Consider the following 17,542-nt stretch of genomic DNA (forward strand, 5'->3'; position numbering starts at 1 on the left):
TTTCTTTATGAATAGATTTATATACATATTTTTTTTAACGGTTATTTCAAATTTTTCATTTAGTCAAGAAACTTATAAAGTGATATATAAGTCTTATCCTAATAATGGACCTGTTGAAAAAACTGAAATGGTTACTCAAAGTAAGCTTAAATATTTATATCAAGATTTAGATGAGGCAATTTTAAGTTTGAGATTTGAACTTCTTGTAAATAGTGATAAGGTCTCTTTTAAAACTAATGATATTATTTTCCATAATCAAAGAGCTTTAAGATTAGCAAGAACGTTTACTAATAGTAGTGAAGAATACTATTTTGATCTTCAAAATAAAACTAACTTTATAAAGAAGAGTTTTTTAAATGAAGAGTTTTATATAGAAAATAATGAAGTTATGGAATGGATTGTTACAGAGGAAACCAAACAAATTGACTCCTTAACTTGTTACAAAGCTACAACAACTAGATCTTTTAAAATTAAAAATGAAATAAAACAAGTAGCAATAGAAGCTTGGTTTTGCCCCTCGCTTTCAATTCCATACGGACCAAAAGGGTTTTATGCTTTACCAGGATTAATAGTTCAAATTAGTGATGATAAAACCACTATGGTGGTAGAGAAAATTTCTAAAGAAAACATACAAATTCAGTTTCCTCAAGTAAAAAAAATAATGTCTAAGGTTGAGTTTGATAATCTAGTTGATAAAAAGAAAGAAGATTTTTTAGAAAATAAAAAAAATGAAAAGAGTTTTGGTTATTAATATTTATTTAATTTAATAAAAATAGACATTGGTTTTAGTTTCAAAGAAATCGAAACCAAAAATTATTTTAATAAGTTAAAAAATAGACTTAAGCACCAATGAAATAGTAATTGAAAAACTAACTAAAGGAAAAATTGTAACTCAAGAAGAATTTAATGAAATTATCAAAACAATGCCTACTTTTTAATGCTACGACAAAGCTGATATGCTATTTTACATTCTTTTTTTTAAATTTTTCTTTCTCCCAAACACTTATAGGAACTGTTAAAGATTCTTTAAATAATCCATTGGCCAATGCCAATGTAATTGCCAAACCTTTACTAGAAAATAAAGGCTTAAAATTTGCTATTGCAGATCATTTAGGGAGGTATAAGTTAGAATTAGAAAAAGAAGTGCCTTATGAAATTAAAGTTTCCTATTTAGGGTATAAGGAAGTTGTATTAAAAGTAGAAGCCAATACAGACCTTAAAGAACATCATTTTGTATTGCAAGAAAGCGGACAACAATTAAAGGAAATTGTAATCGACTATGAGTACCAACCTATAGTTGTAAAAAAAGATACCTTAATTTACAATGTGGCTTCTTTTGCCAATGGAAATGAGCGAAAAATGAAAGAAGTGCTAGAAAAGATGCCAGGTGTAGAAGTCGACAAAGAGGGAACGGTTACGGTACAAGGTAAAAAAGTGACTCAAATGATGGTGGAAGGCAAATCCTTTTTTGGTGGCGGTTCCAAATTGGCCGTAGAAAATATTCCAGCCGATGCCTTAGATAAAATAGAAGTGATTGACCATTTTAATAAAGTGGGTTTTCTAAAACAAGTGTCGGATAGCGATGAACTGGCTATGAATGTAAAGCTCAAAGAAGAAAAAAAGAAGTTTGTGTTTGGAGATGTGGAAGCAGGTGCTGAGTTGGCAAACGATAATGGATTTCATTTGTTGCACGCAGCTTTGTTTTATTACAGTCCGAAAACCAATGTCAGTTTTATTGGAGACGCGAATAACATAGGAAAAAGAACTTTTTCCTTTCAGGACCTGATGCGTTTTCAAGGAGGTGTGAGCAGTTTTTTAAATGATAGAAAACAATTGACCAATTTGTATGCTTTTACAACAGATAATACCGATGTTATCGAAAACAAATCGCAATTTGGAGCTTTAAATTTTCAACACGATATAAATTCAAAACTAGCAGTTGAAGGTTTTGCCATTTTTTCAAAACTATTTAGTGCTTCTTTAACGGAAAGTAATAATGAGTATTTGCAAAATAACGCTTTTACTTTTGAAAATAGAACGACCCAAAAAGAAAACAAAACGGTGTTAGGAATTGCAAATGTAAAGCTCGATTACAGTCCAAGTGACCAATCCAAATGGTTTTACAATGCCCAATTGCAATTGAGTGCTAACGATGCTACTTCTATGTTGAACTCTCTTAGAGACGGGCAACAAAGTGTTTTTGAAACTATAAACGAAGCAGATAATAATCAAATCAAGCAATTTTTAGAATGGCACAAACAGTATAAAAATACCAAGCATACGACGACTTTTGTAGTAAATCAAAGTTATGAAAACAACATTCCTACGAATACTTGGCTAACCGATACCGAATTTTTAGCAGGATTGATTCCTTTGGAAAATGATAGTTTTTATCATATTCAGCAAATTAAAAAAGTAAAAAACAATAGTGTTGATGCTTTATTGAAACATTATTGGATTGTAAATAATTACAATCATTTGTATACCAATGTAGGTAATAATTTTGGAACAACTAAATTAAAAATAACTGAAAAGCAGTTTCTATCAGACGGTACGGTTAACGATTTTGCCAATGGTGGTTTTGGAAATGATTTGGATTATGTATTGAATGATTTTTATATAGGCTTGGAATACAAATTCAAAATAGGAAAATGGATTAATAAACCAGGAATCTATGCCCATAAGTATCATTTACAAACCAATCAAATTGCCGCTACCTATACTGTAAACAAAACGTATTTGGAGCCACAATGGGATAGTGAGTATGAGTTTAACCAATCGGAGGCACTGACGTTTAAGTATCAATTGTCAAATGATTTTCCAGATGCAACCCAACTATTAGAACGCTATACGTTGCAAAGCTATAATACCGTTTTTAGAGGGAATGCTTTATTGAGTAATGAGCGTTTTCATACGGCTAGTTTGCGTTATAAAAAAACAAGTATGTATCGCGGTTTAATGCTTTTTGCAAACATTAATTTCAATAAAAAGATAAGAACCATTAGAAATAAAGTAGAATTGGACGGAATCAATCAGTTTACCACACCTATTATTACAGACAATCCAGAAACCAATTGGAAAGCTTATGGTACTATTAGTAAAAAAATTTACCGTTTTAGATTACAGTTCAATTCTAGCCTAAGTTGGTTTAGTTATATCCAAACATTAAATAATCAAACGACTACCAATAATAGGAACAATCAAGCTGTAGGTGTAAAGATAAGTACCGCTACCAAAAAGTGGCCTATTGTAAGTATAGGTTACAACAAAAGTTTTAGTCAGTTTAGTGGTTTAACTTCGTCCCAATTTACAAATGACGTTTTCTCTTTCAGTTTGGATATCGACTTCTTAAAATCCTTTACTTTTAAAACCGATTATGAAGTAACGTTTAATGAAAATAGTTTGGGTCAAAAAACAAATTATAGAATTGGAAATGCTTATTTAAGTTACCAAAAGAAAAACAATCCTTTTCGATTTGAACTTTCCGCTCAAAATTATTTCAATAATGGAACGATAATTAATAATTCTTTTTCTGATTTTTTAATTTCCAATTCAACCACTTTTACTTTGCCAAGAATACTTATGCTTTCAATCAGTTATAAGTTGTAATCGCTATTCTGTTTTGGTGACATTTCTTATCATACCTCCAAAAATAAAATAATGAAAAGGAATTAATGTGTACCAGTATAATCTTCCAAACCATCCTTTAGGTCTAAAAGTGGCAATTTGGTGTAGGTTGTTTTGTTCGTCTATTCGGAATTCTAACCAAGCTTCTCCTGGTAAACGCATTTCAGCAAATAGAAGTAAACGTTTTTTATTTCGATCAGCTAATACCACTCTCCAAAAATCGAGCACATCACCATTATCAAGATGAGTTGGATGTGTGCGTCCTCTACGTAATCCTACACCACCAACCATTTTGTCTAAAAAACCACGTACTTTCCACATCCAATTTCCGTAATACCAACCTCTATTGCCTCCAATTGACCAAATGTTATCTAGTGTTTTTTCTATGTTTTGTATAGGCATCGTTTGATGGTCGGTTAAACAACCATAGGTAGGTACCTGAATTAATTCGGATAGGTTTCTACAAAATCGACCACTTATTAAACTGTCTTTCCAGCTAGAAATGACTAAATTTTGCTCAATTTTTAAAAAAGCTAGTGAAATTGCTTCTTCATAAGTAATAGGTGTAATTTGTAGTAATTCTTGCAAATTGTTTTTTCTTGCAATGACTTCAATCTTCATACTATCTACTAAATTCATAGCTAATTTATAAGAAGTTGAGGTTACAAAATAAAGCCAATAGGATGAAAGTTTAGGCGTTATGACTGGGACAGTTAAAATCCAATTTTTAAAACCTCTGGCTTTGGCATATTGTTGAAGCATTTCTTTATAAGATAAAATATCTGGACCAGCAATATCATAAGATTGATTATAACATTTCTCTTGAAATAATACACCAATTAAATATTGAATTACATTCCGAATGGCAATAGGCTGCGTTTTTGTAAGTACCCATTTTGGAGTAATCATAAGAGGTAGTTTTTCACATAAATCTCGAATAATTTCAAATGATGAACTTCCTGAGCCTACAATTATTCCTGCTCGTAAAACGGTTACAGGAGAATTGCCTTGGTATAGAATAGTTTCTACATTTTTGCGGGATTTTAGGTGTTTTGATAATTGTGAATGATTCACAATTCCGCTCAAATAAATTACATGCTTGGGTTGTATCTGCAACATATATTCGTTAAAATGTGTAGCGGTCTTAGATTCCATGGCATCAAAAGCAGTAGTTGAAGAACTCATAGAATGAATAAGATAGTAAGCAGCGTCAATATTTTTTGGAATGTTTTCGAAAGTAGGTTTTGTTAAAAAATCGACTTCCCAAACTGAGATATTTGTAGCATCATGTAAAGAGAAACCCAATCTGTTTTTATCTCTTACACAACAGACTATTTCATGTCCTTGGGCTATTAATTCTGGTAATAATCTTCTCCCAACATAACCATTTGCTCCAGTAAGCAGAATTCTCATAACTTGATTTTTCTTTAAAATTACTAAGAAAAATCATTCAACAGAAGTTAAATAGTTTGAAAAATATTAACTATAGAGCTGCTAATGTATTGAATTCCAATAGCGATTACGATAAAGCCAATAATTCGAGAAATGGCAACTAAACCCGAAGCACCTAATATTCTAGATAGATAATGCGCACTTCTTAAAATTAAAAAGATGGTTACTGAAACACAAAGAATAGCTAGGCAAGTAATTACTTTTTGTAATATTTCTGGTTGTTCCTGATACATGGCAATAAGCAAAGACATAGAACCAGGTCCAGCAAGCATAGGCATGGCTAATGGAGTTAAAGCAATGTCATTTCTATGCATAGCATCGTTTGTTACTCTTTTATTAACACCTCTTCTTTTACTTACATTTCCAGAAAGTAAGCTAAAGCCAGAATTAACAATTAATAAGCCGCCAGCAATTCGTAAGGCATTAATGCTAATACCAAAAAACTGTAGCATGTATTTTCCGATAAAATAGGAAATAATTAAAATGATAGCGACATTAATGGCAGCCCAAAGTGAAATTCTGGAGCGTTCTTGTTTGGTATCATCTTGAGTAAGACCTACAAATACAGGTACAGCTCCTAAAGGATTTAATACTGAAAATAGGGCTGCAAAGACATAAATAAATAGTTCCATAGTTTTTTTGCAAAGAAACGTTTGTTTTAGAAACCACGTTTTAAAATAAAGTTATCTCAAAGTTAAAATTAAAATTTTATTTTACTAATTTTATCTAAAATAATAATAATAAAAAGTGGGAATTTCTTACTTTTATTTCTAGAGAATACTTGCTAAAATAAAACAGACAAATACATAATTTACTATGAAAACTTTAGTTATTGGCGCTACTACAAATAAAGAGCGTTATGCTTATAAAGCGATACATAATTTGGTAGGAAAGAGTCATCAAGTTGTAGCTATTGGTGCTTCAAAGGGCATGGCGTTAGACATAACTATTGAAACTGAAAAAATCCCTTTTAAAGGAATAGATACTGTTACTTTATATATTAATCCTAAAGTACAACGAGAATATTATGATTATGTAATTTCCTTGCAACCTAGACGGGTTATTTTTAATCCAGGAACTGAAAATCCAGAATTTTACACCCTTTTAGAAGAAAACAATATTCAATATGAAGTAGCTTGTACTTTAGTTTTGCTTGCTACGAATCAATACTAAACCTAAAAAAGTAAGCAATCCGTTAATTAATAACAATTCAAAACCAAACTGGTAATAATTAGCGGACGCATAAGTAGTTGCACATTCCCATTTTGTTGTTTCACAAGTAGAAAAATCAATTGTAAAATAGCTGTAAATGATACCAATAATACTGATTATATAGGTTAAGACAGGTGAGGCTATTGCTATTATAGGAACGAGTTTGTCTTTAACTTTCATTTTGGTAAAAAGACCAAAGGCATACATTCCTAATAATGGACCATACGTATAACCAGCAAAAGTGAATAGTTTAGATATAACACTAGCATCTTTAATAAGGTATTTGAAGGCAATAATGACAAATATTAGAAGAAGTGATATCAAAACATGGATTCTTTTTCTAATTTTTACTTGTTCTACTGTGTTGTGTTTTTTTTCAATATTTAAGATGTCTATGCTAAATGAGGTGGTTAAAGAGGTAAGAGCACTATCGGCACTACTGTATGCGGCTGCAATTAATCCTAAGATAAAGAAAATAAAGATACCAGAACCTAAATAATTTTTAGCTAAAACGGGAAATAAATCATCTTTATGTGCATCGATACCATTTTTTTGGGCATAAACAGTCAGTAAAAGACCTAAACATAAAAATATAAAATTGACTATGGTAAGTACGATGGTAAACCAAAACATATTTTTCTGAGCATCTTTTAATGTTCTGCAAGTTAGGTTTTTTTGCATCATGTCTTGGTCTAATCCAGTCATCACAATTGCTATAAATGCACCAGAAAGAAACTGTTTCCAAAAATAATTTTTAGATAAAACATCCTCAAAGAAAAATGTTTTGGAAAGACTGCTTTCTGAAATAAAGCCTGCAATTGAAGTACTGTTTAAACCTAATGAATCACTTACAAAATAAATGGTTACCCCTAATGCAATAAGCATAAAAAGCGTTTGTAAAGTGTCTGTCCAAACAATGGTTTTTATACCAGACTTGAATGTGTATAGCCAAATTAGTAATACAGTAATAGTCACCGTTTGCCAAAAAGCAATCCCTAATTCGTCGAATAAGATGATTTGTAATACGTTGGCCACTAAAAACAAGCGAAAACTTGCACCCACAATTCGGGACAATAAAAATAAGGAAGCACCAGTTTTATAGGAATAATTTCCAAAACGACCTTCTAGATAAGTATAAATTGAGGTGAGATTTAATTTATAATATAAAGGGAGTAATACCGTAGCAATCACAAAATAACCTACAATATAACCTAAAACAACCTGCATATAACTAAATTGCGAACTCTCTATCCAGCCAGGTACAGAAATAAAAGTAACCCCAGAAAGAGAAGCACCAATCATTCCAAATGCTACAAGATACCAAGGAGATTGTTTGTTTCCTTTGAAAAAAGAATCGTTGTTTTTCTCTTCTTTTCTACCTACAAAAAAGGAGAAAAGAACTAATAAGAAGAAATAAGATAGAATTATAGTTATAATTGTAATTGGTTTCATAAACTTAAAATTGTAAAACAAAGATAATAGAATAAATAAATTAATGTAACGACTTACTTTTGTATTTTTGCACCATGGAATTGCCTTCAAAATTATTAGAAAACGCAGTTAATGAAATTGCTCAGTTACCGGGTATTGGAAAGAGAACAGCGCTACGATTAGCATTGCATCTTTTAAGACAACCTTTGGAACAAACGAGTACATTAACTCAGGCGTTAGATGCTTTGAGAAATGAGATACAGTATTGTGAAGAGTGTCATACTATCTCTGATACTTCAATTTGTTCGATTTGTTCTAATGCTAAAAGAGATAAGACAATTATTTGTGTAGTGGAGGATGTAAGAGATGTGATGGCTATAGAGGCTACGGGGCTTTACAAAGGAATTTATCATGTTTTAGGAGGGAAAATTAATCCTATTGAAGGGATAGGTCCTACTCAATTAAACATTAAGTCATTACTAGATAAAGTGAAAACAAATACAGTTAATGAAATTATTTTTGCATTAAGTTCTACCATGGAAGGAGACACTACTAATTTTTATATTTTTAAACAATTAAAAGAATTTAATATAGTTACTTCTACTATTGCCAGAGGAATTGGTATAGGAGATGAATTAGAATATACTGATGAAGTTACACTTGGTAGAAGTTTAATGCACAGAATTCCTTTTGAACAATCGATAAGACAACTTTAATTTAATCTAAATTTTATCGTTATAGATTAATTCTTAAAAACTATATTTGTCATTTAAAGAGATAAAATGAAAATTAAAAATTTTATTGTTATAATTATTATCACCTTAAGCTTTGTTTCTTGTATACCAAACAAAGATTTAGTGTATTTACAGGAAACTGAAAAAAATAATAAAGAATATCAGATTAATGAGGTTGTTTCTAAACCTTATAGAGTGCAAACCAATGATATTCTAACGGTTTCCATTAAAGCATTGGATCAAAAATTGGTTGATATGTTTAATCCTTCTACTACTCAAAATCAAAACCCGAATCAAATATCACAACAAAGTTTGTATTTTTCTGGTTACAGTGTAGATGATCATGGAAATATAAGAATTCCAGTTTTAGGAGAGGTAAATGTATTAGGTTATACTTTGGATGAAATAAGACAAACCATTGAGAAAAAATTGTTAGATGAATATTTCAATTACGAAGCAAGGTTATATGTAACAGTAAAACTAGCTGGTCTTCGATATACTATAAATGGAGAAATTAATAGCCCAGGAACAAATGTATTGTATCAGGATAAAGCTACGATTATGGAAGCTATTGCTAATTCTGGTGATATTACCATTACAGGGAACAGAAAAAATGTGCAAATCATTCGAAAATATCCTCAAGGGTATGAAACGCACACTATAGATTTAACGAAAGATACTGCGATTGAGTCTCCTTATTTTTATTTACAACCCAATGATTATATTTATATAAAACCTCTAAAACAAAAATCTTGGGGAACAGGAACAACTGGTGTTCAGACAATTACTACTGTTATTTCAGCATTGTCTCTAATAACTACAGCAATTTTATTAACTAGAAATTTGTAACTAAAAGATGTTAGACACAAAAGATTTTACTTTTTTTGAATCCCAATCTAATTTCGATTTTAAGGGTTTTGTACTTAAAATTTTTAGTTATTGGAAGTGGTTTGTACTTTCTTTAATCATTGCTTTTTTAATTGCATATAATGTGAATATTAGAAAAGAAAAAGTATATGGAATGGAATCGCTTATTGTGGTTAAAGATGAAAACAATCCATTCTTTACTTCAAACACAAGTTTGGTATTCAATTGGGGAGGTGTTTCGGATAAAGTGCAAACTGTAATAACTACTTTAAAATCTAGATCACATAATGAAATAGTTGTTGATAAATTAGAATATTATATTCAATATCAAACCAAAGGAAAATATTTTTACCAAGATGCTTACGGTAATATACCCTTTTATGTAAAAATAGATAAAAACAAAGGACAACTCGCTTTTGTACCTATCAAAATAAAATTTATAAGTGCTACACAATATGAATTGAGTGTTGATTTTAATGAGTTTGCTTCGCGTACATTAATACATTATGTAGACAATTCTAGAAGTACCTTAGGTGCAGAAGAAACTCTTTTTACAAAGCGTTTTAAAATAGATGAAGAAGTTGATCTTCCTTTTCTGCATTTGAAATTACATTTACATTCTAGTGCAAATGATTATTTAAATAAAGAGTTTTATTTAAAATTTGAAGATTTTAATACTACAGTTGCTAGATATAAAAGTATTGACGTAGCAGCAGATAGTAGAGCACAATCTGTAATAAGCTTGCAATTAACAGGTTCTAATAAAAATAGATTAGTAGAATACTTAAATACTACCGTTGATTTATTGAGAAAAAACCAGCTAAATAGTAAGAATCTTTTCGCAACAAATACAATTAATTTTATAGACAGTACGCTTCATGTTATGGAAGATCAAATTAAAGAAGCGGAGAACGAATTGAAAGATTTCAGAAAAGGAAAGAATGTGTTTGAGTTAGAAGCAGGAGGTGAATTGCTTACTCAAAAAATTTCGGAGTATGATGTGCAAAAAGATGAAACAGTTAGAAAAATAAGGTATTTAGATAATTTAAAATCGTATTTAGATAAGAGTATCGATTTTTCAAATTTGCCAGCACCTACTGTAGCCAATATAGAAGATCCTAACATTGTAAATAATGTTTCTCGATTAATTGAACTTTCCAAACAAAGAGCCGAATTAAATTATGCGGTAAAGAGCGGAAAAATGTTTTCTGAATTTGATGTAGAAATGGAAGCTATTAAAAAAGTATTATTAGAAAATATCTCGAGTTCTAAAAGTGCTTTAATGATTGATTTAAATATTGTAAATAAGAACATTTCACAAGCCGAATCTGAAGTAAGTAGATTGCCTGAACAACAACAAGAGCATTTGAAAATATCCCGTAAGTATAATTTAAAAGATAATATTTACAGTACATTTTTAGAAAAAAGAAGTGAAGCAGAAATAGTAAAAGCGGCAAATATTTCGGATATCGACTTCATTGATCCAGCTAAAGATGTAGGCGGAGGATTAAGAGGACCAAAAACAAGTATTAATTACATTTTGGCTTTTATTCTAGGGTTACTTATTCCACTCTTAATTATTTTTGTGATTGTATTGTTAGACAATAACATCAATGCAGTTGATGATATTCAGAAATTGACCAAAATTCCTGTTATAGGTGTTATTGGTAAAAAAAATACAGAAACAAATCTTTCCGTTTTTGATAAACCAAAATCACCACTTGCAGAATCTTTCAGAGCCATTCGTTCTTCTTTACAGTTTTTGTATAAGAAGCAAAAAGAAGACGGAGCTAAAATATTAATGTTAACTTCCTCAGTAAGTGGAGAAGGAAAAACATTTTGCTCTATCAATTTAGCAACAGTTTTTGCTTTAAGTGAAAAGAAAACCATAATTGTAGGACTCGATTTAAGAAAACCACGAATTTATGGTGATTTCAATTTGGATAATATGGTAGGTGTTGTGAATTATTTAATTGGACAAAAACCGTTAGCTGAAGTGATTCAGAAAACACATATTCCTTTTTTAGATATTTTGTCTTCTGGTCCAATACCACCTAATCCTGCTGAATTATTAATGGGAGAAAGCATGAAAGAAATGATAGAAGAACTAAAACAGCAATACGATTACATTATTTTAGACACACCACCTGTTGGATTAGTCTCTGATGCTTTAGAATTAGCTCATTATTGCGATGCGACTCTTTATGTAACTAGACAAGGATTTACCAAAAAAGGAATGCTTTCTGTGGTAAATGAGAAGCATAAAAGAGGAGAATTGCATAATATTAGTATTTTATTTAACGGATTTCAGAATAAGGCTAAATACGGTTATGGTTATGGCTATGGTTATGGTTATGGTTATGGGGTTTATGGTGAAGGATATCATGATGAAGTGACAGAAGTAAAAGGATGGAGAAGACTATTAAAAAGAAAAAAGAATAATTAAAAAGATTTTAGTTTGATTACTAATAAAAAAATATTAATTACTGGAGGAGCAGGTTTTATTGGATCAAATCTTTGTGATTATTTTCTAAAAAACAATAATACTGTAATTTGTTTAGATAATTTTTCAACGGGTTATCGGAAAAATATTGAACCTTTTCTAACTTATGAAAATTTTGGGTTAATTGAAGGTGATATTAGAGATTTAAGTGTTTGCAAAACAGCTGCTACTGGTGTAGATTATGTATTACACCAAGCTGCTCTTGGAAGCGTGCCTCGATCTATAGTTGATCCGATAACTTCTAACGAAGTAAATGTATCAGGTTTTTTGAACATGCTTATTGCTGCAAAAGAAGCCAATGTAAAACGATTTATTTACGCGGCAAGTTCTTCTACTTATGGTGATTCCGAATCTTTGCCAAAAGAAGAAGATGTAATTGGAAAACCATTATCTCCATATGCCATTACTAAATATGTTAATGAACTTTATGCAACAGTTTTTAGTGTTACATATGGCATTGAAACTATTGGATTACGCTATTTTAATGTTTTTGGAAAAAATCAAGATCCAGATGGAGCTTATGCAGCCGTTATTCCTAAATTTGTAAAGCAATTAATAAATCTAGAAAGTCCTATTATTAATGGAGATGGTAATTATTCAAGAGATTTTACATATATAGATAATGTGATTCAAATGAATGAATTAGCCATGGAAGTTACTAATAAAGAAGCGGTAAATACGGTTTATAATACGGCTTGCGGAGATAGAACAACACTAAACGATTTAGTGAAATATTTAAAAGAACATCTTTCTAAATATAATAGTAAAATTAAAGAAATACCCATAATTCATGGAGCTAATAGAGTAGGAGATATTCCACATTCGTTAGCTAGTATAGAAAAAGCAAAAAAAATGTTAGGATATAAACCCGAATATCGATTAGAACAAGGTCTTAAAGAATCTGTTCATTGGTATTGGGAAAAATTAAAATAATTATGATTAAGAATATTTGTTGTATAGGAGCGGGTTATGTAGGAGGTCCAACTATGGCAGTTATAGCTCAAAAATGCCCGCACATAAAAGTAACTGTAGTCGATTTAAATCAAGATAGAATTAAAGCTTGGAACGATACCGATTTATCAAGATTACCAGTTTATGAACCAGGATTAGATGCAGTGGTTAAAGAAGCAAGAGGTAGAAATTTGTTTTTTTCAACAGAAGTAGATCAAGCTATTGATGAAGCAGAAATGATTTTTATTTCGGTTAATACTCCTACTAAAACCTATGGTGTAGGAAAAGGAATGGCTGCGGATTTAAAATATATTGAATTATGTGCTAGACAAATTGCTAAAGTTGCTAAAAGTAACAAGATAGTTGTAGAAAAATCAACTTTACCAGTCCGAACAGCACAAGCCATAAAAGATATCTTAAATCATACTGGAAACGGTGTTGATTTTCAAATATTGTCGAATCCAGAGTTTTTAGCTGAAGGAACTGCTATAGAGGATTTATTTCAACCAGACAGAGTTCTTATTGGAGGAGATTCAACAAAAGAAGGAGAAAAAGCAATTCAATGTTTAGTTGATATTTATGCTAATTGGGTTGACAAAGATAAAATATTAACGACAAATACTTGGTCGTCTGAATTGTCTAAATTAACAGCTAATGCTTTTTTAGCACAGCGTGTATCTTCTATAAATGCTATGAGCGAATTATGTGAAAAAACAGGAGCTAACGTTAATGAAGTGTCAAAAGCTATTGGTATGGATAGTAGAATTGGTTCCAAATTTTTAAAAGCATCTGTTGGATTTGGAGGGTCTTGTTTTCAAAAAGATATTTTAAACTTAGTATATATTGCAAAAAGTTATAGTTTACATGAAGTAGCCGATTATTGGGAACAAGTTGTAATTATGAATGATCACCAAAAAAGACGTTTTGCAAAGAATATTATTAATACGCTTTATAATACTGTTTCGGGAAAAAAAATAGCTTTTTTGGGTTGGGCATTTAAAAAAGATACCAATGATACAAGAGAATCTGCTGCTATTTATGTAGCTAATGATTTATTAAATGAACAAGCTATGATTTCTGTATATGACCCAAAAGTAAGTCAAGAACAAGTGTTTTTTGATCTTAATTATTTAGAAACAAGAACAGCAGAAGAAAATAGTAAATTAACACATGTTGAAATGGATCCTTATAAAGCAATTGAAGATTCTCATGCCATTGCTGTCTTAACAGAATGGGACGAGTTTAAAACATATGATTGGCAAAAAATATATGATTCAATGTTGAAACCAGCTTTTGTGTTTGATGGTAGAAATTTATTGGATAAAAATAAATTAGAAGCAATAGGGTTTATTTATCAATCGATTGGATCTTAGTTATGAGAGATAAAATTGCTATCATAGGTTTAGGGTATGTAGGCTTACCATTAGCAAGATTATTTGCAACAAAATTCTCTGTCATAGGTTTTGACATTAATCAAAAAAGGATTAATGAATTGCAAAATGGTATAGATACAACTTTAGAAATTGAGGATGAGGTTCTCAAAAAAGTATTACTTCCAAACAATTCTGGAGATATAGGGTTGTTTTGTACATATAATTTAGAAGAAATAAAAGATAGTAATTATTATATCGTAACTGTTCCTACACCCGTTGATAAGCACAATAGACCCGATTTAACGCCACTTTATAAAGCAAGTGAAACGGTTGGTAGAGTCTTGAAAAAAGGAGATATCGTAATTTATGAATCAACAGTTTATCCAGGTGTAACAGAAGAAGAATGTGTTCCTGTTTTAGAACGTATCTCTGGGTTACAATTTAATGTGGATTTTTATGTGGGATATTCTCCTGAAAGAATAAACCCAGGAGATAAAGAACATACGGTTGAAAAGATTCTAAAAATCACTTCGGGTTCTACTCCGGAAATAGGGAAGAAAATAGATTCTTTATACAAAAACATAATTACGGCTGGTACGCATCTAGCACCAACAATTAAAGTTGCTGAAGCAGCAAAGGTAATTGAAAATTCACAACGTGATATTAATATTGCTTTTGTTAATGAATTGGCTAAAATTTTTAATTTGTTAGAAATTGATACACATGCAGTGCTTGAAGCTGCTGGTACTAAATGGAATTTTTTACCATTTAAACCTGGTTTAGTGGGAGGGCATTGTATAGGTGTTGATCCATATTATCTGGCTCAAAAGGCACAAGAAAAAGGGTATCATCCAGAAATTATTTTAGCTGGGAGAAGGTTGAATGATTCTATGGGAGAATATGTAGCTTCTCAAGTAGTGAAATTAATGATTAAAAAAGGGATCAATGTTAATACAGCTACTGTTTTAATGTTAGGAATTACTTTTAAAGAGAATTGTCCCGATGTTAGAAATACTAAAATTGTGGATGTTGTTTCTTCTTTAAATGAATATGGTATTACGGTAACCATATATGATCCTTGGGCTAATCCTCAGGAAGTTAAACATGAATACAACATAGAAAGTAGTAATGTTTTGCCAACTGAGAAATATGATGCTGTTGTTTTAGGTGTTGCACATAAAGAATTTTTATCAATTAATTTTGACAATCTTTGTAAAGTGAACCATATTATTTATGACGTTAAAGGTAATCTCGGTGATAAGTCAACAAGCAGATTATAACAAAAAATAAACAATGAGTCAGTTAAAAAAAGGAGCTATACTATCATACATTAATATAGCTCTTACTAATTTAATAGGACTATTATTAACTCCTTTTATTATTAAGAGTTTAGGAGAATCTGAGTATGGACTATATACTTTAATAGGTTCATTAGTAGCTTATTTCTCCTTAATGGATCTTGGATTAAATAATACAATAGTTAGGTTTGTAGCGAAATATAGGACCGAAAAAGATGTTGTAGGAGAAAAAAAATTTTTAGGTTCTATTTTTATAATTTATTTTTTCATTTCTGTAATTGTATTACTTTTTGGGCTCTTTCTTTATCTAAATTTGGAACATATTTTTAAAGGTTTGAATACTACTGAGCTTGCTAAAGCAAAAATCATGTTTCTCATACTAATTTTTAATATTGCAATTACACTACCAGGAGGTTCCTTTACTGCTATTTGCAACGCTTATGAACAATTTGTATTTCCTAGATTTATTACTATAATACGATATGTTTTAAGAACAATTTTAATATACTTTGTTTTATTTTATGGAGGTAAAGCCATTTCTATTGTTGTTATTGATACCATTTTAAATGTGTTACTAATAGTAGCTGTTCTACTATTTGTGGTAAAGAAGGTTAAATTACAACTAGTTTTTAAAGGAATAGAATTTTCACTTTTTAAAAGCATTTTTAAGTATTCTATATGGATTTTTTTAATGGCAATGATTGGTCAATTCTTTTGGAATACCGGACAAATCGTTTTAGGTTTAAGAACGAATACTTTGTTAATAGCTATTTATGGACTTGGAATAACTTTAGGTGGTTATTATGGAGGTTTCGCAGGTGCTATTAATACTGTTTTTTTACCAAAGGCAACTAAAATGGTTTTATTAAATACTAATGAAGATTTATTAAATGAAATGATAAAGATTAGTAGATTATTATTGATTATTTTAACTTATATACTATTTGCATTTTTATTATTTGGGCAAGAGTTTATTGTGCTTTGGGTAGGACATGAATATATCGATTCTTGGTTTGTTGCAGCAACTATAATGATAGTGTATTCCATCCCACTATTACAAAATTTTGCTCATTCGATTATTGAAGCTAAAAACAAAGTTTTCTATAAAGTAATCATTTACATGGTCTTTATTTCATTAGGTGTTTTATTAGGATATCTATTAATAGATGGTTACGGAGTTAAGGGAATGGCGTTAGGAATAGCTTTAGGTTGGCTTATTGCTCAATTTATATTAAATATTGTTTTTCATAAAGTCTTAGGTTTAAATATACTATTATTTTTAAAAGAAGTTTTTATTAGTAAATTATTTTTACTCATTTGTATAGCCTTTTCGTCTTCCTTTTTAATAAAAGCAATCAATGAAGGTACTTGGTTTTTATTTGGTTTAAAAATAGTGTTATTTACCATTTTGTACTTTCTTTGTATTAGTTTTGGGTTAAACACTTATGAAAGAAATCTTTTAAAAGAGATATTAAAGATAAAAGATAAAAGATGAAGAGGAGACTTTTTAAATATATGGCAAAAAAATTAGCTGCATTTTACATAGCTTATTTAGAGCCTGAAATACAAAGTTATGTTTTAAACATAAAAAGAAAGAATTTTAAATACTTTGGTGAAAACGTAATTTTTAAAGGCGGAGGAGAAATCTTTCATGAAGAGAATATAAGTATTTATAATCATGTAAGAATAGGTAGAGATTATTTTTTAATGGGGATTGGCGGTATAGAAATTGGAGAAGGAACAATAATTAGTAGAAATGTATGCATTCATTCTGGAAACCATGATTTTAAAAGCGAAGATTATTTGCCTTACAATACTACATATATTAAGAATAAAATTACTATAGGTAAAGGGGTTTGGATTGGACAAAATGTAAATATATTACCAGGCGTAACCATAGGAGATGGTGCGATAATAGGAATGGGAACAACGGTAGCAAAAGATGTTGCTAAAGGCGAAATCGTTGTTGGAGGAGCCTTTAGGTCTATTGGTTTTCGTTCAAGTTCGAGATTAGAAGAATTAATAGCCAATGGAAAATATATTTCCAAAACTGAAAAGAATATTTGATATAATTTTAAGAGTTTCTAAATAAAC

14 protein-coding genes are annotated in these 17,542 nt (G+C 30.2%); 11 read left to right on the forward strand and 3 right to left on the reverse strand.

Going from position 1 to position 17,542, the window contains the following annotated elements:
• Window positions 1-7: 7 nt before the first annotated feature.
• Both CX675_RS05895 and CX675_RS05900 read left to right on the forward strand, forming a co-directional pair.
• A complete protein-coding gene (locus CX675_RS05895) occupies window positions 8-751 on the forward strand; it encodes a GLPGLI family protein (protein ID WP_130734287.1) in 744 nt (247 codons plus the stop codon).
• A 155-nt stretch (window positions 752-906) separates the two neighbouring features.
• On the forward strand, window positions 907-3,609 hold the full coding sequence (locus tag CX675_RS05900) for a carboxypeptidase-like regulatory domain-containing protein (protein ID WP_130734288.1): 2,703 nt from the start codon (window positions 907-909) through the stop codon (window positions 3,607-3,609).
• Between the two features lie 3 nt (window positions 3,610-3,612).
• On the opposite strand, the gene CX675_RS05905 is transcribed toward CX675_RS05900, so the two are convergent.
• Entirely contained in the window at window positions 3,613-5,040 is a 1,428-nt protein-coding gene (locus tag CX675_RS05905; RefSeq protein ID WP_130734289.1) for an SDR family oxidoreductase, read from the reverse strand.
• Window positions 5,041-5,087: 47 nt separating this feature from the next.
• Window positions 5,088-5,711, reverse strand: a complete 624-nt coding sequence (locus tag CX675_RS05910; RefSeq protein WP_130734290.1) for a MarC family protein — start codon at window positions 5,709-5,711, stop codon at window positions 5,088-5,090.
• A gap of 184 nt (window positions 5,712-5,895) precedes the next feature.
• Here CX675_RS05910 and CX675_RS05915 point away from each other — a divergent pair, with 184 nt between their 5' ends.
• Window positions 5,896-6,252, forward strand: a complete 357-nt coding sequence (locus CX675_RS05915) for a CoA-binding protein (RefSeq protein ID WP_130734291.1) — start codon at window positions 5,896-5,898, stop codon at window positions 6,250-6,252.
• Here CX675_RS05915 and CX675_RS05920 read toward each other — a convergent pair.
• Window positions 6,223-7,743, reverse strand: a complete 1,521-nt coding sequence (locus CX675_RS05920) for a sodium:solute symporter (protein ID WP_130734292.1) — start codon at window positions 7,741-7,743, stop codon at window positions 6,223-6,225. The genes CX675_RS05915 and CX675_RS05920 overlap by 30 nt on opposite strands.
• Window positions 7,744-7,817: 74 nt before the next feature.
• Between CX675_RS05920 and recR the strand changes: the two genes are divergently transcribed.
• The 8 genes from recR to CX675_RS20300 all read left to right on the forward strand — a co-directional run bounded on the left by recR (window position 7,818) and on the right by CX675_RS20300 (window position 17,515).
• Window positions 7,818-8,438, forward strand: coding sequence for a recombination mediator RecR (gene recR / locus CX675_RS05925; RefSeq protein WP_130734293.1), 621 nt, complete (start codon window positions 7,818-7,820; stop codon window positions 8,436-8,438).
• Between the two features lie 66 nt (window positions 8,439-8,504).
• Window positions 8,505-9,305 (forward strand): polysaccharide biosynthesis/export family protein, encoded by an 801-nt coding sequence (locus CX675_RS05930; protein WP_130734294.1) that lies wholly within the window; start codon window positions 8,505-8,507, stop codon window positions 9,303-9,305.
• 7 nt (window positions 9,306-9,312) lie between these two features.
• The gene (locus CX675_RS05935) at window positions 9,313-11,769 is read left to right on the forward strand and encodes an exopolysaccharide transport family protein (protein WP_130734295.1); all 2,457 of its coding nucleotides are present in this window, start codon (window positions 9,313-9,315) and stop codon (window positions 11,767-11,769) included.
• 15 nt (window positions 11,770-11,784) lie between these two features.
• Window positions 11,785-12,759, forward strand: coding sequence for an SDR family oxidoreductase (locus tag CX675_RS05940; RefSeq protein ID WP_165395986.1), 975 nt, complete (start codon window positions 11,785-11,787; stop codon window positions 12,757-12,759).
• On the forward strand, window positions 12,759-14,150 hold the full coding sequence (locus CX675_RS05945; RefSeq protein ID WP_130734414.1) for a UDP-glucose 6-dehydrogenase: 1,392 nt from the start codon (window positions 12,759-12,761) through the stop codon (window positions 14,148-14,150). The genes CX675_RS05940 and CX675_RS05945 overlap by 1 nt, the downstream gene beginning before the upstream one ends.
• Before the next feature lie 2 nt (window positions 14,151-14,152).
• Window positions 14,153-15,430, forward strand: coding sequence for a nucleotide sugar dehydrogenase (locus CX675_RS05950; protein ID WP_130734297.1), 1,278 nt, complete (start codon window positions 14,153-14,155; stop codon window positions 15,428-15,430).
• A 13-nt stretch (window positions 15,431-15,443) separates the two neighbouring features.
• Window positions 15,444-16,943: an oligosaccharide flippase family protein gene (locus CX675_RS05955; RefSeq protein ID WP_130734298.1), complete on the forward strand. Its 1,500-nt coding sequence runs from the start codon at window positions 15,444-15,446 to the stop codon at window positions 16,941-16,943.
• 20 nt (window positions 16,944-16,963) lie between these two features.
• Window positions 16,964-17,515 carry a DapH/DapD/GlmU-related protein gene (locus CX675_RS20300; RefSeq protein ID WP_304988707.1) on the forward strand — a complete coding sequence of 184 codons (552 nt, stop codon included), beginning with the start codon at window positions 16,964-16,966 and terminating at the stop codon, window positions 17,513-17,515.
• Window positions 17,516-17,542: the final 27 nt, after the last annotated feature.

The organism is Flavobacterium sp. J27 (genome assembly GCF_004303025.1).
Classification (GTDB): Bacteria; Bacteroidota; Bacteroidia; order Flavobacteriales; family Flavobacteriaceae; genus Flavobacterium.

Bases quoted from the DNA above. Each gene is read 5' to 3' on its own strand.
- CX675_RS05900 (WP_130734288.1), top strand. From the start codon at position 907: ATGAAATTATCAAAACAATGCCTACTTTTTAATGCTACGACAAAGCTG.
- CX675_RS20300 (WP_304988707.1), top strand. From the start codon at position 16,964: ATGGCAAAAAAATTAGCTGCATTTTACATAGCTTATTTAGAGCCTGAA.
- CX675_RS05915 (WP_130734291.1), top strand. From the start codon at position 5,896: ATGAAAACTTTAGTTATTGGCGCTACTACAAATAAAGAGCGTTATGCT.
- CX675_RS05920 (WP_130734292.1), bottom strand. From the start codon at position 7,743: ATGAAACCAATTACAATTATAACTATAATTCTATCTTATTTCTTCTTA.
- recR (WP_130734293.1), top strand. From the start codon at position 7,818: ATGGAATTGCCTTCAAAATTATTAGAAAACGCAGTTAATGAAATTGCT.
- CX675_RS05950 (WP_130734297.1), top strand. From the start codon at position 14,153: ATGAGAGATAAAATTGCTATCATAGGTTTAGGGTATGTAGGCTTACCA.
- CX675_RS05910 (WP_130734290.1), bottom strand. From the start codon at position 5,711: ATGGAACTATTTATTTATGTCTTTGCAGCCCTATTTTCAGTATTAAAT.
- CX675_RS05895 (WP_130734287.1), top strand. From the start codon at position 8: ATGAATAGATTTATATACATATTTTTTTTAACGGTTATTTCAAATTTT.
- CX675_RS05905 (WP_130734289.1), bottom strand. From the start codon at position 5,040: ATGAGAATTCTGCTTACTGGAGCAAATGGTTATGTTGGGAGAAGATTA.
- CX675_RS05955 (WP_130734298.1), top strand. From the start codon at position 15,444: ATGAGTCAGTTAAAAAAAGGAGCTATACTATCATACATTAATATAGCT.
- CX675_RS05935 (WP_130734295.1), top strand. From the start codon at position 9,313: ATGTTAGACACAAAAGATTTTACTTTTTTTGAATCCCAATCTAATTTC.
- CX675_RS05930 (WP_130734294.1), top strand. From the start codon at position 8,505: ATGAAAATTAAAAATTTTATTGTTATAATTATTATCACCTTAAGCTTT.